This window comes from Bradyrhizobium sp. RP6 (assembly GCF_003837805.1).
GTDB lineage: Bacteria > Pseudomonadota > Alphaproteobacteria > Rhizobiales > Xanthobacteraceae > Bradyrhizobium.
The window spans coordinates 345,854-361,585 of the sequence record NZ_RQIT01000001.1; the positions used below are offsets into that span (position 1 = coordinate 345,854).

Genomic DNA, 15,732 nt, shown 5'->3' on the forward strand with positions numbered 1-15,732 from the left:
AGCGGGAAGGTTCATGAGCGAAATGACTCACACCCCCCTCGCACGTAGGCCGCGCACGGTTCTGCTCGCGCTCGCTATCTCTCGACCAACGATCCGGATGGCACTCGCTGACGATCTGCACGCGCCGACCGGCATCTCGACCGCGACAACTTTGCAGAAAATGCAAATTACTCAGATTACGGCCATCGATGTCGGCCCCCTCGACCAAGCCCCCGGCGGGCTCAGGATCAGCGCGAAGCATTTCTGTGCCGGGGCGGAGGTGGTGGAGGGGATCGTGTCCGGCAATGTCGCGCCGATCATCGCCTACACGGGCGGATGATCATCTCGCCATTCCTGAAGCTCCTCTGCCGGTTCGTCATGGACCAGCCGCCGAAGCTCCCCTGGAGGGAACTGGTCGAGATCAAAGGTAAGGTCTTCCGGATCGATGGAAAACGACGGAGCAGGTTGGTCGTCCCGTCGTCCCTGAAGCTCGTCATGCAACTGTTTTTCCAGTCGCAGAAGCTCCTCTGAGGGGTCGGAGACTGCCGAGGGCATCGCTTCATCATCCGGATGATCCAGCACCCGCCGAAGCTCCCCCTCAGGGATCTGCTTTGAATCGAATGCGGCTCGCGCCTGAATGAAAGTCGACGGGGCGGAGTGATCATCTCGCCATTCCTGAAGCTCCTCTGCTGATTCGTCATAAAGCAGCCGCGGAAGCTCCCCTGGAGGGAACTGGTCGAGATCAAACGTAAGGTCTTCCGGATCGATGGAGAACGACAGAGCAGGTTGATTGCGTCCTAATCCGTGAAGCTCGTCATGCAACTGTTCTTCCATACGCTGAAGCTCCTCTGCGGAGACCGGCGACGGCATGGCTTGATCATCGAGGTGATCCAGCACTCGCCGAAGCTCCCCCTGAGGGAGCTGCTCTGACTGGAATGCGGTTTGCTCCTGAATGAAAGCGGGGGGGGCGTGCTGACCGTCCTGTTCCTCCTGAAGCTCCTCGAGCCGAGTGTTCGCTTGCTGGGACGCGCTGTGCTGCGCACCGGCGTCGTCGATGCGCAGCGGTTCCATCAGCGCGACGGTTTCGGGATTGATCAGGGGCACGTTCTGGGGGGGAGGATTAAGGTTAGCGCGAGGGGGGCGGCGTTTCGCGGGCACGACCACTCCCGTGGTCCAAAAGGTGTGAAAATAGTCTAAGGCTTTGAGGAGATTGGCATCACTCCCTCGGGGGTACATTTGTATGGCACCATCGGCGCTCAGCGACTTGCTGTCCAGCCGAGCAACAATGCTCGGTCTGTTGTTTTCGGACAGCCAACGGCTAAAGCCGCCAAGGACGGATCCAAGATAACGTGCCCAGTTGTAGGTCATGCCGCCCTGGATGAGGGCCTGCATAAGCCCCCGGACGGCGGCAGCATCCTCGGAATAAGGTGGCCGCCCGCCCGACTGCCCCCCGATTATGACGCCTGTTGAGGCAACCTGCGGTGCTGCGCTACTTCCTCCTGAAGCGGCGTTTGCACTTGGTTGTCCGTATACCACAACCTCTTCCAGATCGTTCAGCGTCCTCGGTCTCTTCGCTGCCCTCGAATGAGCGGCGTTATCATTGGCGGCATAATACGCACGAAGGACTCCTAATGCATGCCTCATACGTGCGATTTTCGGAAAGTGCGTATTTGCGTGATCGAGCAGGGACTTGTGGTCCGTGAAGTCGATCGTTTGGCCGCCACGGCGGAGGTCATTCACCAGTCGACGAAGTGCCTGCGTATAACCTTTAGCCGTATTAGGTTGTAGATTTTGCTGAGCCGCATATCGAGCAATCACGGTATCGATAAGGTTCCGGTCCTCTTCAGTCAAATGGGGATAGTCATTAGGACGCCTGATGGCGACGGAAGCAGCCTGGCTTGCCTCGGCCAAGTGCTGCTCAAATTGCACGGCCTCGTCTGTCTGCGGCGCTTCGGAGACCTCCTGCTGCACCTGCGACGAAGCTGGTACATTAAATCGATTAAAGTTTTGCGTATCCACGCTCGCCTCACGTTCAAGATAGCCTGCGCAGGTCTTCTACTCGGGCTAACTTTCGAGAACCTGACGGGGCCATGGGCACGTAGAGGGCGCACCGGCCAATATCGGAACCGACATCGCTCGGGATCAGCATCTCCTCCATGATCTAGCTCTTCGCACGTGTTGCCAGCTTCAAGCATCTCGCAGCGTTGTAGCACTTTGGGTCCTTCCAGGGCCATTCCGCATGCGGGTGACGCGCGACCGCTCGACTCCGCTAGATATAAAATTTCAAAAGCGACTTTCTGTTCTCGGATCGGTTGTGGAACCCGGGCCCCAGGCCCGGCCCGGCCTGCCCCTGAAAACATCAGATTGGCGATTTTCGTGGGCGAAATTGATGTTTTGAGCCGGCGTCCGTCCGTCGCGCCCAAGGGCGACCAAAACACGCTCGAAAGAAACTATACCGATTGAGACCGTATGGCTCTCAATCGGAGCCTCCATCCATGATCGTTATCGGCCTCAAGGGCCTTATCGGGTCCGGCAAGACTACCGTGGCCCGCCATCTCATCGAAAACCACGGATTTGTACGCGGCCGGTTCGCTGGCGCGCTGAAGGACATGCTGCGCGCTTACCTGCGTTACCGGCGCTGCGACGAACGCACCATCGAGCGCATGATCGACGGCGACCTGAAGGAACTGCCGACGCCCTGGCTCGGCGGCAAGTCGCCCCGGCACGCCATGGAAGGGCTCGGCGGCCTTTGGGGTCGCGATCACATGGGCTCGGACTTCTGGATCGGGACCGAGACCGACAAGCTCTACATGAGCGCGCCGAAGCGCGTCGTGTTCGAGGACGTGCGTCACGCCAATGAGGGCGAGGCCATCGAACGAATGGGCGGATGGGTGGTCGAGGTCCATCGACCCGGCCTGATCCCCCAGGAACACCGCACCGAGAAGGCGCAGGTCGAGGTCAACGCGCATCGCTGCGTCATGAACTACCAGGGCGATATGGCATCCACGTTCCGGCAGATGGACATCATCGTCGCTGATCTGATCGCGCGGACGGACCGCAGCAACGTGCTCGACTGACATGGGCAAGACCGTCAACCGACAAGAGCTTGCGGACATCTTCGGCTATTCGCTGCCGACGATCTCCGCATGGGTCGAGAACGGAATGCCGGTCAAGTCGCACGGCGGCCGTGGCAAGCAGTTCGAGTTCGACACCGAAGACGTGCTGAAGTGGCTGCTCGCGCGCGAGCGCGCGGAGCGCAAGGCACATACGGCCGCCACGCTGAAGGAAGGCGGTGAAGAGATCACCATCGATAAGGCGCGCCTCCGCAATGAGATCGCGAAGGCGAAGCTGTCCGAGTTGGAGTTGGCGACGAAGATGGAGCTTGTGCGCCCCATCGACATGGTCGCCAAGGTGCTCTCGAACGAAATCGCCAATGCACGCGCGCGACTGCTCGGCATCCCATCCAAACTGCGCCCCGCAATCCAACTCGAAGTCGGTGCGCCTGAAGGCACGAAGAAGCTCGTCAACGAAGTTGAGCGGCTGATCCTCGAAGCCCTGAACGAAATCAAGATGTCGGCGGACGACGCGGTCGAGGAAGAGCCTCACGCCGAGCCGCCGACCGAACCCCTCGAACAGAACGAAGAAGAAGATGACGACGAGTGAGTTCAAGCCCTCTTGGATGAAGTGGCCGCCGAATAGTTGCGAAGTCTGCACCGCCTGGAGACGGGAAGGGGAATGGCATGGCGTGTGTCAGCGCGCGTCATCTGTGAACTTCGAGCAGCCGACCGATGCGCGTCAGCGCTGCCCTGAATATCAGCGCAAGCCGGATGCCTAATGACCGCCGCCGTCGCCGTCGTCGATGAATTTCATGAGGATACTGCGTATGAAGCACGGCTTCGCGCGCAGGTCCGTGAGATCATTGCGCAGAGCTTCAGTCCGCCGCCGAAGCTGACCGTCTCCGAATGGGCGGACGAATACCGCGTGCTGTCACCGGAAGCGTCGTCCGAGCCCGGCAAGTGGTCTACTGCGCGCGTCGAGCCGTCGCGCGGCATCATGGATGCCTTCGCCGATCCCGAGATCGAGATCATCACCTGTATGGTCGCGGCGCAGACGGTGAAGACGGAAGTCATCAACAACGTGGCTGGATTCCACGTCCATCTCGATCCTTGCCCGATGCTCATTCTGCAACCGACGTTGCAGATGGCCGAAGCCTACTCGAAGGATCGTCTCGCGCCGATGATCCGCGACACGCCTCCGCTCGCGGCGAAGCTCGGCAACAGCGCGCGCGATTCCGAAGACACGATCCTTCACAAGAAGTATGCGGGCGGCCATATCACCATGGCGGGCGCAAACTCACCTGCGTCGCTCGCCTCGCGACCGATCCGCATTCTGCTCTGCGACGAAGTTGATCGCTATGAGGCGAGCGCCGGTAAGGAAGGCGACCCCGTCTCGCTCGCTATCGAGCGCACCACGACGTTCTGGAATCGCAAGATCGCGCTGGTCTCGACGCCGACGATCAAGGGCGCGTCGCGCATCGAGTCCTCGTATGAGGAAAGCGATCAGCGCCGGTTCTTCGTGCCTTGCCCAAAGTGCGGCCACATGCAGCATTTGCGCTGGGCGCAGGTCCGATGGCCCGACAACGATCCGCTCGCGGCACGCTATCACTGCGAATACACCGATCCCGACACCGGCGAACTGTGCGATCACGGATGGAGCGAGGCCGAGCGGCTGAAGGCGATCCAGCGCGGCGTGTGGATCGCCACGAAGCCCGAAGTGAAGGGCCACGCTGGCTTCCACCTGAACCGCATCGCCTCGCCCTGGCGCGCCCTTGGCGAGATGGTGCGCGACTTCGTGTTGGTGAAGAAGCATCCCGAGCGTCTGAAGACCTGGGTGAACACGCGCCTCGCGGAGACGTGGGAAGAGCGCGGCGAACGCGCCAACCCGGATTCGATCTATGCCCGCCGCGAAGACTATGACGCCTCGATCATCCTCCCGAGCGGCGTCGGCTGCATCACCGCGTCCGTGGACATTCAGGACGACCGCGCCGAAGTCGAGTGGTGCGGTTGGGGGCAGGACGATGAATCGTGGTCGCTTGACTACAAGGTCCACTATGGCGCGCCGAACACTCCAGGCTTTTGGGAGGTCATCGACACCGCCTTGCTGCGCACGTTCAAGCATCCGTCCGGCGTCGAGATGCGCGTAGAAGCGGCCTGCATCGACTCTGGCGGCCACTTCACGCAGCACGTCTACAACTTCGTGCGCCCCCGCATTGCGCGGCGCGTCTACGCAATTAAGGGTATCGGCGGTCCTGGCCGTCCGATCTGGCCCGTGAAGGGCACCGTCAACAAGGCGAAGAACGTCACGATCTTCGTCCTGGGCGTCGATCAAGCCAAGGACATGCACTACAAGCGGCTCGAAGTGAAAGAGCCCGGCCCCGGATATTGCCATTACCCGCTGCTCGAAAACTATGACAAGAAGTTCTTCGAGGGCCTGACGGCTGAAAAGGCCATCTTGAAGACCGATAGGCGCGGCTTCGTCACGAAGGAATGGCACAAGGTCCATCAGCGCAACGAACCGCTCGACCTCCGCGTCTATAACATCGCGGCGCGGCTCTCGCTGGGGATCAACATGGAGCGCCGTTTGATGGCTCTGCGCGCGGCGGCAGCGAACGCGCTGAATGCGGCCCCGCAACAAGCCGTTCCGAATGCTGAACCCGCCCCGGCGGCTCCCCAGGCCGTTTTTGGGCGGCGTCGCATCCGCAGCCGTGGCGTTGAAAGTTAAGAATTGAGCGGTTAGATGAAAAGCATGATGACCGGAAAAGACGTGCGAGCCGCCCGAGTAGCGCTCGGCAAAATGTGGAAGCCCGGCGGCGGCCCGCTGACGGCGCAAGAGCTTGTGCGCGCCCTTGGTCTCTCCGAAGATCACGGCACGGACCATGTCTACAACATGGAGAAGGGCAAATCGGCCGTGTCCGGCACTATCGAGATGCTTTTGCGCATCTATCTCGCCGGTGGAGTGCCGCCCGACGATGTTGTGATCTTCAAAGACAAGTCGCGCTAAGGGCGACCGGAACGATCTCTTTCAAGCGGCCCATGTCCCGTAGCTTCGGGGCATGGCAAAGACCGTCGAAGAGCAGCTTGAAGAGACCTTGAACTCGATCTCCACGGTCGAGCAGAGCGGTCAGCGTTACACGATCAAGGATCGTGAGCTTTGGCGCGCCGATCTGCGCCAACTCGATCAGCGCGCTCAGCGTCTCCAAAAGCAGGCCGAGCGTGCCAAGCGGGGCGGTCTCCGTATTCAGCGGGTGATCCCGCTGTGATTAAGCCCGTCGCCCCGACCCTGATGGACCGCTTTCTGGCGGGCGTCGCACCCAACTTCGCGACGCGCCGCTATCATGCGCGCCTCTCGCTCAACTATATGGGCCAATACGCCGGTGCGAAATCGAACCGCGCTGCCCTGAAGGCGTGGAAGACGCATCCCGGTTCGGCCGATTCCGACTCGCTGGGCGATCTCCCGGCGCTGCGCAGCCGCTCGCGCGATCTCGGCCGCAACAACCCCATCGCCGCCGGTGCGAAGCAGACTTCCAAGAGCAACGTCGTCGGCACCGGCCTGCGCGTGCGCTCGAAGCTGAACCCGAAGCTGCTCGGCCTCTCGCCGGAAGCCGCCGAGTTGTGGGAGCGCAAGGCCGAGACGCTGTTCGACCTTTGGGCGCAGTCCAAGCTCTGCGACATCACGCTCACGCAGAACTTCTATGAGCTTCAGGGCCTCGTTTTCAACGCGGTGTTCGAGTCCGGCGACACGTTCGTCCTGCGCCGCGTGCCGAAGCGTCCGAACGCCGTTGTGCCGCTCGCCCTCAACGTGATCGAGGCCGACCGCGTCGCCACGCCGACCGAGTTGCAAGGCGAGTACCTGATCCGCGACGGCGTCAAGATCGACGAAGACGGCGCGCCGGTCAGCTATTTCGTGCTCAATGAGCATCCCGGCGAGCGCGTGACGTACACCGTCAACGGCTTCACGGAGGTCCCGGCCTTCGGCAAGAAGTCCGGCGAGCAGATGGTGCTCCATATCTTCGAGCGCATGCGTCCCGGCCTGAACCGTGGCATTCCGCAGCTTGCCCCTGTCATCGAAATCCTGAAGCAACTCGACCGCTACAGCGAAGCCGAGTTGATGAAGGCCGTCGTGTCGTCGTTCTTCACCGTCTTCCTGAAGACCCAGGGCGACGATGGTATCGCACCGGCCATTCAGGGCGCGTATCCCGGCATGGGCTCGAACGAAGTCACGATGGGACCGGGCACCATCGTTGACATCGGCACCGACGAAGAGATTCAGACGGCGCAGCCCGCGAATACCGCGAACTTCGACCCGTTCTTCCAATCTGTCGTGAGGCAGATCGGCGTCGCGCTGTCGATCCCCTTCGAACTGCTCATGATGCACTTCACGGCGAGCTACAGCGCGTCGAGGGCGTCTCTGGAAATGGCAGCACAGTTCTTCCGCGACCGCCGTACCTGGCTGGTCCGCAATTTCTGCGCGCCCGTTTACGAGTGGTTCCTGACCGACGCGATCAACGCTGGCCTGATCGACGCTCCCGGCTTCTTCAACGATCCCGTGAAGCGTGCCGCGTGGCTCGGCGCTCAGTGGATCGGTCCCGCGCGGATCATTCTCGACCCGCTCAAGGAATGGAAGGCCGAGACGGAGGCCGTCAACCTGGGCGCTCGCACCATCGAAGCCGTGATCATCGAGCGCGGCGGCGACGACTTCGAGCAGACCACGGCGCAGCGTGCTCGCGAGCATCAGGCCCGTGCGGCGGCGAAGCTCGAACCTGAAATCCTCGCGCCGTCCGGCATGGGCTCGCAAGTCAAGGAAGACGTGAGCGAACGCGAAGACGACGACGAACCCCCGACGCCGAAGAAGCCCGAGAAGAAGCAATGACCTTCAACGTCCGCAATCCGCTGATCTTCGACGCCGCGCTCACGGCGAATTGGGCTATGGAAGAAGGGGCTCTGCGCCAGATCATGGAGATCGCCGCGCGCGAGAACCAAATCACTCCGCAGATGCTCGAAGCCTATCGCGGCCAAGAGCTTGAGCGTTCCGAGCGCGCGACCCGGCGCGGCAATGTCGCCGTGATCGACGTGGCTGGCCCCTTGTTCAAGCGCGCCAACCTCATGACGACGTTCTGCGGCGCGACCGCATACGAGACCGTTCGCCGCGACCTTCAGGCTGCGATGGACAACGCCTCGATCACGGCGATCCTGCTCAACATCCACTCGCCTGGGGGCGAGGCTGCGGGCGTTGCGGAGCTTGCCACGGCGATCAACGAAGTGCGCGGCCGTAAGCGCATCGTCTCCTATGCAGGCGATCAGGCGGCCTCCGCTGCGTTCTGGCTGGGCACTGCGTCTGACGAGTTCATTATCGGCCCGACCGCAGCGCTCGGCTCCATGGGCGTCGTCGCTGGCTACCGCGATACGTCTGCGCAGGACGCGGCGCGCGGCATCAAGACCATCGAGTTCGTGTCTTCGCAGTCGCCCTACAAGCGCGTGGACATCAATACCCAGGAAGGCCGCGACCGCGTTCAGGCGCGCGTCGACTCAATGGCCGCCGTGTTCGTCGAGACGGTCGCGAAGTATCGCGGCGTGAGCGTCGAACATGCACTCGAACATTTCGGGCAGGGCGATGTCCTGATCGGCAAGGCGGCAGTCGATGCCGGAATGGCCGATGGCATCGCCACGTTCGAACAGGTTCTCGCGAGCTTGGCTCGCGGCGAAAGTCCGAAGGCTTCCTTCGGTTTTAACCCGGCCGCGTCCGGCCAAAGTGGAGAAGTCGAAATGAACGATGCTGAAAAGGCTGCATTCGCAGCGCAGGTTCGCGCTGAGATGCAGGCCGAGATCGATGCCAAGGCGAAGGCGGATGCCGAAGCCAAGGCGAAGGCCGACGCGGAAGCCGCCGCTGCCGCCGAAGCCGCCGCGAAGGACCCCGTCGTGGTCGAGCGTAAGCGCGTGACCGAGATCATGGGCCTGACCCTGCCGGGTTACGAAGCCGCTGCGCAGAAGGCTATCGAAACGGGCTCTTCGGCTCATGAGTTCTCGGCCATGATCGTGGCTGCTGAAAAGGCCAAGCGCACCGAGCGCGCCGCTGACATCAAGACGGACACCGAAGCCAACGCTGGCGTCGCTCCGTCCCAGGGTCAGGAAAAGGCGCAGGGCGACGAAGCCGCAGTCAACGCAATTCTCGGCGCGATGAAGCTCGCGTCCGGCAACTAAGGAGCCGCAACGGTGGCGAAGTTTGAGAACGAAGGCGCATACGTCCCGAGCGTGCTGATGCTCGGCCACCACCGCGCCCGCAAGGTGACGATCAAGGCGGGCGCTGGCGTCCTGGGCCGTGGCACCGTGCTCGGCCAGATCACGGCCGACAAGAAGTACCTCAAGTCGATTGCTGCGGCCAACGATGGCTCGCAAGTGCCCGACGCGATCCTCAGTGCGGATGTCGATGCGACGGCCGCTGACGTGGAGGCCATCGTCTACATCGCTGGCGAAGTCGATCAGGACAAGCTGATCCTCGGCGCCGGACACACCCTCGGATCGGTGGATGCGGTCTTCCGCACGAAGTCGATCTGGCTCGTTAAGCCGATGGGCTAACCGAGACAACCTCGAAGAAAGCAACGGGAAGCCCTACTATGGACCTCTTTTCGACCACCGCCCTCAACCGTGTTGTCGAGGAACTGCCGCTCAACCCGGCGTTCTTCCTCAACACGTTCTTCACGGTCGCCGAGACCTCGAACACCGAAGACATCAAGTTCGATTCGGTCAAGGGTCGTCGCCTGATCTCGCCGCTCGTCTCGCCCATCGTCGCGGGCAAGGTGATCCGCGAGAAGGGCTACAAGACTCAGTCGCTCGCACCGGCCTACATCAAGGACAAGCGCGTCTTCAAGCCGAGCGGCCAGTTCAAGCGCCGCGCTGGCGAGAAGATCGGAGGCTCCCTGTCTCCCGAGCAGCGTCTTGCTGCGTCCATCGGCTTCGCCGTGAGCGAGCAGTTGGATATGTGGACCCGCCGCCTGGAGGTCATGTCGGCCGAAGTTCTGCGTACCGGCAAGCTCGTCCTGAAGGGCGACGACTATCCCGAGCAGCTTGTCGATTTCGGTCGCGATGCCGAACTGAGCATCGTCCTGACCGGCACCGACAAGTGGGACAACGCCGCCGTCAACCCGCTCGACGACATCGAGGATTGGGGTCAGATGATCTTCGATCATTCGTCGCTGACCTGCCGTGACGTGATCATGGCGAGCGACGTGTGGAAGACCATCCGCGCCAAGCTGGCCGGTCCCGACACCGATGCGGTCGCCAAGGCGATGCGTCTTCAGATCGACATGACCAAGGCGACCCTGGAGTCGGCCCGTGCGTCGCTCGGCCCGATCCTGATCACCCCCGGCATCCGTCTGGTCGCTCAGTTCGGCGACTACCGCCTGTGGGTCCACGCCGACAAGTACGTCGATCCGCTCGACGGCGTCGAGAAGGACGTGCTCCCGGCCGGTGAAGTCGTCATGGCTTCGCGCGAGATCGAGGGCGTCCGTCACTTCGGCGCGATCATGGACCTGAAGGCCGGTCTTCAGCCCCGCGACTTCTTCGTGAAGTCTTGGGAGGAAGAGGACCCGTCCGTGCGGTACATCCTCGGTCAGTCCGCCCCGCTGATCGCGCCCTATCGCGTGAACGGCACCCTGGGCGCGAAGGTGAAGTAATGCCGATCTATCGCGGCCTCGTAACGATCAAGCGTGACGGGCGGTATCTTCCGCCCGGCACGCCCATCGAAATGAGCGAGAATGAAGCGAAAGCCCTCGGGCCTGCTCGCGTCAAGCTCGCTGACGATCTGGTCTCGGCCGTCGCCGAGATCGCTCTGGAATCGGCCAGCACGCTCGCTGGTGTCGAGTCCGCCGGTGATGCCCCCGGCGACGCGCCGTCCGCTGATGAAGTCCCTCCCGCCTCGCATCAGACGGACGGCGCGAGCACTCGCGTCGTGGACATCGCGTCCGCAATCGACCTGCTCGACGAAAAGAAGGACTTCTTCAAGTCCGGTCAGCGTCAGGGCAAGCCGAAGCAGAAGCCGATTGAAGAGATCGTCGGGTTCGATGTCACCGACGAAGAGATCGACGCGGCTCTCGCGCTGCGCGCCTCGGGCGTCTGATGCCGGTCGAGACCGACAACGATCTGTTGATCTTCCTCAACCCCGACGAGTTCGGGGTTGAGGCGCGTTATGTGAGCCGCGACCCAGCCGTCGAGCCCAAGGACATTCCTGGGCAGTTCGACGACGAAGGCAGCAATTGGAATCCGAACCGTTGGAACGGGACGCAATTCCAGATGCAGATGGGTGCGAGCGTCACTTCCACCGGCCCGACGTTTCTCTGCCGCACGTCCGATCTGCTCAAGGGCGGTCGCAAGGGCGAGAAGCTGACCATCAAGGGCGAAGAGTATCGGATCGAGGACAAGCGACCGGACGGCACCGGCCTGACCTTGCTCTTGCTCATGGCGAACGACTGACATGGCGCATCCCCGCAAGCGTATCCGCGAAGCGTTTCGAGCCCGGCTCGCCGAGAGTGTTGACGGCGAGTACCGCACGGCCGCGCAGAGCCGCGTGTATGCGAGCCGGATGGCTCCCGTGAGCGAGGAAGAGTTGAAAGAGGATGGCCCGGCCATTCTCGTCTACGCGCGCATGGAGAAGTACAATCCCGAGAAGGACTACGGGGTGGAGGGCGACGCGACCTATATCGAGCGCGAATTGACGCTTGTCACGGAGGCCATGCTGCTCGGCGGCGAGACCGTTGACGACAAGCTCGACGACATCGCAGAGCAGATGGAGGCCGCGTTCGAGGGCTTCGTGATCCCCGGCTTCGAGTCCGCCCGCATGCGGCTGCTCGAGTCCGACATCGACGTGATCACCGATCAGGTCAAGCGTCCCGTTGGCGCAATCGGCCTCGTTTGGCAGATCATCTATCGCACCGAATGGCGACCGCGCGCCACGGCCAACGACATTGACGCCGCAATGGCGGACTTCCTGGCGGGCAGGTAATCATGGTCAAGTTTCTCCGCGATCCCGCGAGCACCGGCGGCGTTGCCGATCCCGAAGCGACGGACATCGACCGGCGAGCGCAGGATGTCGTCAAGTTCGGCAAGATCAAGGAAGTGGACTACAAGCGCCAGCCCCCGGCCTATCGCGTCCTGATCGGTGACGAGAACGACGAAGACAATCACAACATCACGGATTGGCTCCCGGCTGGCGGCATGCGGGCGAAGGGCGACCGCGAGACGCACTTCCTTGAGAAGGGCGAGAAGGTCGTGCTGCTCGCGGAGGGCGGCGAGCTTGCGACCGCGCAGGTCTACCCGGCGGGCACGTACACGCCCGAGAACGAAGACGAGAAGGAAACGACCGACAAGGCGGGCGTCTGGCGCAAAATCTTCGCAAAGCCCAAGAGCCAAAATGGCGAGGGCGGTGAAGGTGGCGAGGGCGGCGGTGAAGGTGGCGAAGGCGGCGAAGGCGGCGAGGAAGGCGAGGAAGACGAAATCCTTGGCGAGATCAGCTATGACCGCAACACCGGCGATTGGCTGATCAAGGGCATCAAGAACAAAGGCTCAATCACGCTCGAAGGCTCGGGCTGTAAGATGGTCATGAAGGACGGCACGATCACGTTCACTGCGAAGAACTTCAAGGTCGAGATGGAAGAGAACGTCGAGATCGAGGCGGAAGACACGATCAAGACGAAGACGGGTCAGTCGCTCCATGAGGCCGATGTCTTCGCGGTCGCGGCTATGACCTACGTGGGCCTTGATGATCCGAGTGAGCGTCCGCCCATCAAGGTCATGACCGAAGCTGGCCCGGCGAAGAAAGCCTTCTCGAAGCCCGGCTGACAATAGGGCGACCGGATCAGTCTGTAAGCGACCGTGCCGACGCGGCACGGTGCGCCTTATGGCGACCATTGACCTCAACACCGGCAAGCCTCTCGAAGGCATCGACGATGTCTGGCAGTCGATTGCGACCATTCTGAGCACTTCCCTGAAGTCGCTCGTTATGGCCCGCGACTTCGGCTCGAAGATGCCGCGACTCGTTGACCATGCGGTCTCGCCCGTCACGCTGATCGACTTCTACGCGGCCGTGCCGGAAGCGATCATTCGCAAGAACCCCGAGTCCCTGATGGCGGAAGAGCCTCGCTTCCGCATCATTCAGATGGAGCTTGCCGACATGACGGATCAGGGCCACGCCCAATTCGATATTGATGGCATCTATTACCCGCGCGGCCATCTCGGCGACTACTCAGAAGCTCGCGACGCGCGCGGCCGTGTCGTTCTGTCGGACAACCTGATCGTTGGGAGCTACGTCTAATGGACGCGCCGCTTCCGAATCTGCCGCTGCCCGTCATCGAGCGCGAGCCCGCATTCCAGGCGTTGTTCGACGCCCGGCTGACGCAGATGCGTGGCCTGCTTGAGACCGCCGGTCTCAATTGGGACACGTACATGCTGCGCTCGGACCCGATCAACAACTTCTGCCGCCATGCCGCCTACGGCGATCTGCTCTACGTCACGTCGCTGAACGACACGTTCCGCGCGACGCTGCTCGACTTCGGTCAGGGCGCGGACCTGCTCGCGCAGGCGAGCGATTGGAACATGACGCAGGCGGAAGGCGAGTCTCTCGAAGACCTGCGACGCCGTCTGCGCGAGCGTAAGAAGGGGCAGGGCGGCTTCACCGAGAATTGGTACAAAAGGTACGCATTCGCCGCAGACCCGCTCCGCGTGGCTGACGTGGGCGTTACGGGCGATGCCATGGGCGGGGTCAAGGTCTCGATCCTGTCGAAGGAAGGCGACGGCGTCGCCAGCCCCGATCTGCTCGCGACCGTTGATGCCGCGCTGAACGATCCGCTTGTCCTGGGCGACAACGATCACGTCGAGGTCGTCCCGGCGGTGATCCGTGTCGTCAACGTCGAGGCGGACGTGTGGCTCTTGCCGGAAGCACCGGCGAGCGAGTTGCAGACGGCCGAAGATCGCCTCAAGGCCGAGTTCGCCGCCGCTCGCCGCCTGGGGTGGGACTTTACGGCCGACTTCGTGATCGCCTCCCTGCGCACGTCCGGCATCCGCCGGATCGTCATGGTCGCGCCCGCTGCGGACGACTACACGCGCGCGGAGCCGAATGAGGCCGTGGCGCTCGGAACGGTCAAGGTCAACTTCAAGGGTCGGTCCTACTGATGACCGACCTGATCGAAATCGTCCCGCGCAACACGACGCCGCTTCAGCGGTCCGTTGTGCAGACTATCGACTCGCGCTCGCGCTACGCGCCGTTGGTGCAGTCGATCATCGACGTGCGCTATCTCGACGTGATCCCTGAGAACGTCCTGCCGTGGTTGCTGCGCCATTGGGGCCTCGAAGATGCGGCCGAGTTCGTCGCCGATCATCAGCGCCTCTACAAGGAAGGCAAGCGCTGGCAGACGCTCCGTGGCCGCGTGGAAGCCTATGAGATCGTCTTCGATTGGCTGGGCCTCGACGGCTTCTATGAGCGCGGCGACCATAAGGCCGTGCGCTGGGGCCTGTTCCAAATCGGCCTCACGGAGCGGCCCGACCAAGACACGCTGCTCAACCTGATCGGCTTGGCGAACCTCTCGAAGAAGGCGTCGAGCGTCCTGGGCCGCATCTATGGCGGCTATGACATCAGACCGATGCGGCTCGACATGATGCGCCTTGATGGCTCGCTGCTCGACGATTGGTCCGGCGTCTATCTGCCCGGCATCAAGCCGAAGCTTTCGTTTGGCCGCCAGCACGGCGAGGAAGTCGATTTCAACGTCGAGATGGATGGCGGTGTCTTCAACTCGGTCGAGGGCGTCGCCCGCTTCGAGGAAGGCTTCGTGCTCGACCGTTCGCTGCTCGATGGCGAGGTCGTTGAGCCGTCCGTCGTCTCCATTCAGGCGTCGCTCTCGGGCGAGCAGATCGACTACGCGAAGGAAGCGCTGATGCCTTGGCCGCGCGTGCCCTGGCCGAGTGTTTCCTATTCCAACATTGAACAGTTCACGATTTACGGAGGACCCGATGGCACTTCTGGTTAATAGCGGGCGCGAAGGTCTCGCCGCCGCGCTGAAGGCTCGCACTATGTTCTTCGCCTGGGGGCGAGGGGATTCTTGGTGGGGGCAGACGGACGTGAAGAACATGACGTTCTCGGGCTCGCCGGAACGCTTCACGCTCGATCACGCGCCGATTTCAACGCTCTCGCTGAAGAGCACGGACAACGCGCTGACCTTCGAGACGCCGCGCGACTTCACGTTCAACGCCAACACCGGCTTGGTGACGCGCGTGAACGGCGGTCAGATCGCGCCGGGCGCAACCGTCCAGGCGCAGGTTCAGTACGGCACGCCCGCCCTGGGCTCCCAGGAAACCGCCCTTGTCAGCGAAGTTGGCCGCCGCATCGCGTCGTCGGTGGAGTTCGTTGTGCCGGACGACAACGGCAGCATCAGCACGCCCGGCGGCCAGCGTTGGACGATCTCGGCGACTGCGACCCGCTACCTCTATTGCAGCGTGCTCTTCGACTACCTCGAAGCGGCTGACGAGACGATCCGCGAAGTCGGCATCTTCGTCGATGGCACGCGGGCCACCGGGGTGCCTGAAGGGCAACTGTACTTGACTCCCGATCAGGTCGCCGAACCGGGATACTTGCTTTTGCTCGACCGCTTCGCGGGCAAGGTTCGCTCCCCGAGTGAGCGGCAGGGATTCTCTTACGTTCTGGTGATCTGAA

General features: G+C 62.5%; 19 protein-coding genes. 18 read left to right on the forward strand and 1 reads right to left on the reverse strand.

What is annotated here, in order from left to right; all coding sequences use genetic code 11:
- Nucleotides 1-13: 13 nt before the first annotated feature.
- Nucleotides 14-319, forward strand: a complete 306-nt coding sequence (locus EHH60_RS01900) for a hypothetical protein (RefSeq protein WP_124157806.1) — start codon at nt 14-16, stop codon at nt 317-319.
- On the opposite strand, the gene EHH60_RS37040 is transcribed toward EHH60_RS01900, so the two are convergent.
- A complete protein-coding gene (locus EHH60_RS37040; RefSeq protein ID WP_158626703.1) occupies nt 304-1,998 on the reverse strand; it encodes a hypothetical protein in 1,695 nt (564 codons plus the stop codon). The two genes, EHH60_RS01900 and EHH60_RS37040, sit on opposite strands and share 16 nt — an antisense overlap.
- A gap of 476 nt (nt 1,999-2,474) precedes the next feature.
- Here EHH60_RS37040 and EHH60_RS01915 point away from each other — a divergent pair, with 476 nt between their 5' ends.
- The 17 genes from EHH60_RS01915 to EHH60_RS01995 all read left to right on the forward strand — a co-directional run bounded on the left by EHH60_RS01915 (nt 2,475) and on the right by EHH60_RS01995 (nt 15,731).
- Nucleotides 2,475-3,056: a nucleoside/nucleotide kinase family protein gene (locus tag EHH60_RS01915; RefSeq protein WP_124157808.1), complete on the forward strand. Its 582-nt coding sequence runs from the start codon at nt 2,475-2,477 to the stop codon at nt 3,054-3,056.
- Between the two features lies 1 nt (nt 3,057).
- Nucleotides 3,058-3,642 carry a terminase small subunit gene (locus EHH60_RS01920; protein ID WP_124157809.1) on the forward strand — a complete coding sequence of 195 codons (585 nt, stop codon included), beginning with the start codon at nt 3,058-3,060 and terminating at the stop codon, nt 3,640-3,642.
- Nucleotides 3,643-3,813: 171 nt separating this feature from the next.
- Nucleotides 3,814-5,760, forward strand: coding sequence for a phage terminase large subunit family protein (locus EHH60_RS01925; RefSeq protein ID WP_124157810.1), 1,947 nt, complete (start codon nt 3,814-3,816; stop codon nt 5,758-5,760).
- 15 nt (nt 5,761-5,775) lie between these two features.
- Complete coding sequence (locus EHH60_RS01930; protein WP_124157811.1) at nt 5,776-6,039, forward strand: helix-turn-helix domain-containing protein; 264 nt, start codon at nt 5,776-5,778, stop codon at nt 6,037-6,039.
- Between the two features lie 52 nt (nt 6,040-6,091).
- Nucleotides 6,092-6,298, forward strand: coding sequence for a DUF6148 family protein (locus tag EHH60_RS01935; protein ID WP_124157812.1), 207 nt, complete (start codon nt 6,092-6,094; stop codon nt 6,296-6,298).
- The gene (locus EHH60_RS01940) at nt 6,295-7,908 is read left to right on the forward strand and encodes a phage portal protein (protein WP_245454370.1); all 1,614 of its coding nucleotides are present in this window, start codon (nt 6,295-6,297) and stop codon (nt 7,906-7,908) included. The genes EHH60_RS01935 and EHH60_RS01940 overlap by 4 nt, the downstream gene beginning before the upstream one ends.
- On the forward strand, nt 7,905-9,236 hold the full coding sequence (locus tag EHH60_RS01945; protein ID WP_124157813.1) for a S49 family peptidase: 1,332 nt from the start codon (nt 7,905-7,907) through the stop codon (nt 9,234-9,236). The genes EHH60_RS01940 and EHH60_RS01945 overlap by 4 nt, the downstream gene beginning before the upstream one ends.
- 12 nt (nt 9,237-9,248) lie before the next feature.
- Entirely contained in the window at nt 9,249-9,611 is a 363-nt protein-coding gene (locus EHH60_RS01950; RefSeq protein WP_124157814.1) for a head decoration protein, read from the forward strand.
- Between the two features lie 38 nt (nt 9,612-9,649).
- Nucleotides 9,650-10,708, forward strand: a complete 1,059-nt coding sequence (locus tag EHH60_RS01955; RefSeq protein WP_124157815.1) for a major capsid protein — start codon at nt 9,650-9,652, stop codon at nt 10,706-10,708.
- Complete coding sequence (locus tag EHH60_RS01960) at nt 10,708-11,151, forward strand: hypothetical protein (protein WP_124157816.1); 444 nt, start codon at nt 10,708-10,710, stop codon at nt 11,149-11,151. The genes EHH60_RS01955 and EHH60_RS01960 overlap by 1 nt, the downstream gene beginning before the upstream one ends.
- On the forward strand, nt 11,151-11,504 hold the full coding sequence (locus tag EHH60_RS01965; protein ID WP_124157817.1) for a head-tail joining protein: 354 nt from the start codon (nt 11,151-11,153) through the stop codon (nt 11,502-11,504). Before EHH60_RS01960 ends, EHH60_RS01965 begins: the two co-directional genes overlap by 1 nt.
- A gap of 1 nt (nt 11,505) precedes the next feature.
- Complete coding sequence (locus tag EHH60_RS01970) at nt 11,506-12,033, forward strand: hypothetical protein (protein WP_124157818.1); 528 nt, start codon at nt 11,506-11,508, stop codon at nt 12,031-12,033.
- Nucleotides 12,034-12,035: 2 nt separating this feature from the next.
- The gene (locus EHH60_RS01975; RefSeq protein ID WP_124157819.1) at nt 12,036-12,869 is read left to right on the forward strand and encodes a phage baseplate assembly protein V; all 834 of its coding nucleotides are present in this window, start codon (nt 12,036-12,038) and stop codon (nt 12,867-12,869) included.
- Nucleotides 12,870-12,927: 58 nt separating this feature from the next.
- Nucleotides 12,928-13,341, forward strand: coding sequence for a GPW/gp25 family protein (locus EHH60_RS01980; RefSeq protein ID WP_124157820.1), 414 nt, complete (start codon nt 12,928-12,930; stop codon nt 13,339-13,341).
- Nucleotides 13,341-14,198 carry a baseplate J/gp47 family protein gene (locus tag EHH60_RS01985; protein ID WP_124157821.1) on the forward strand — a complete coding sequence of 286 codons (858 nt, stop codon included), beginning with the start codon at nt 13,341-13,343 and terminating at the stop codon, nt 14,196-14,198. Before EHH60_RS01980 ends, EHH60_RS01985 begins: the two co-directional genes overlap by 1 nt.
- A complete protein-coding gene (locus tag EHH60_RS01990) occupies nt 14,198-15,049 on the forward strand; it encodes a hypothetical protein (RefSeq protein WP_124157822.1) in 852 nt (283 codons plus the stop codon). The genes EHH60_RS01985 and EHH60_RS01990 overlap by 1 nt, the downstream gene beginning before the upstream one ends.
- On the forward strand, nt 15,033-15,731 hold the full coding sequence (locus tag EHH60_RS01995; RefSeq protein WP_124157823.1) for a BW3TFN family phage tail fiber component: 699 nt from the start codon (nt 15,033-15,035) through the stop codon (nt 15,729-15,731). The genes EHH60_RS01990 and EHH60_RS01995 overlap by 17 nt, the downstream gene beginning before the upstream one ends.
- Nucleotide 15,732 lies beyond the last annotated feature (1 nt).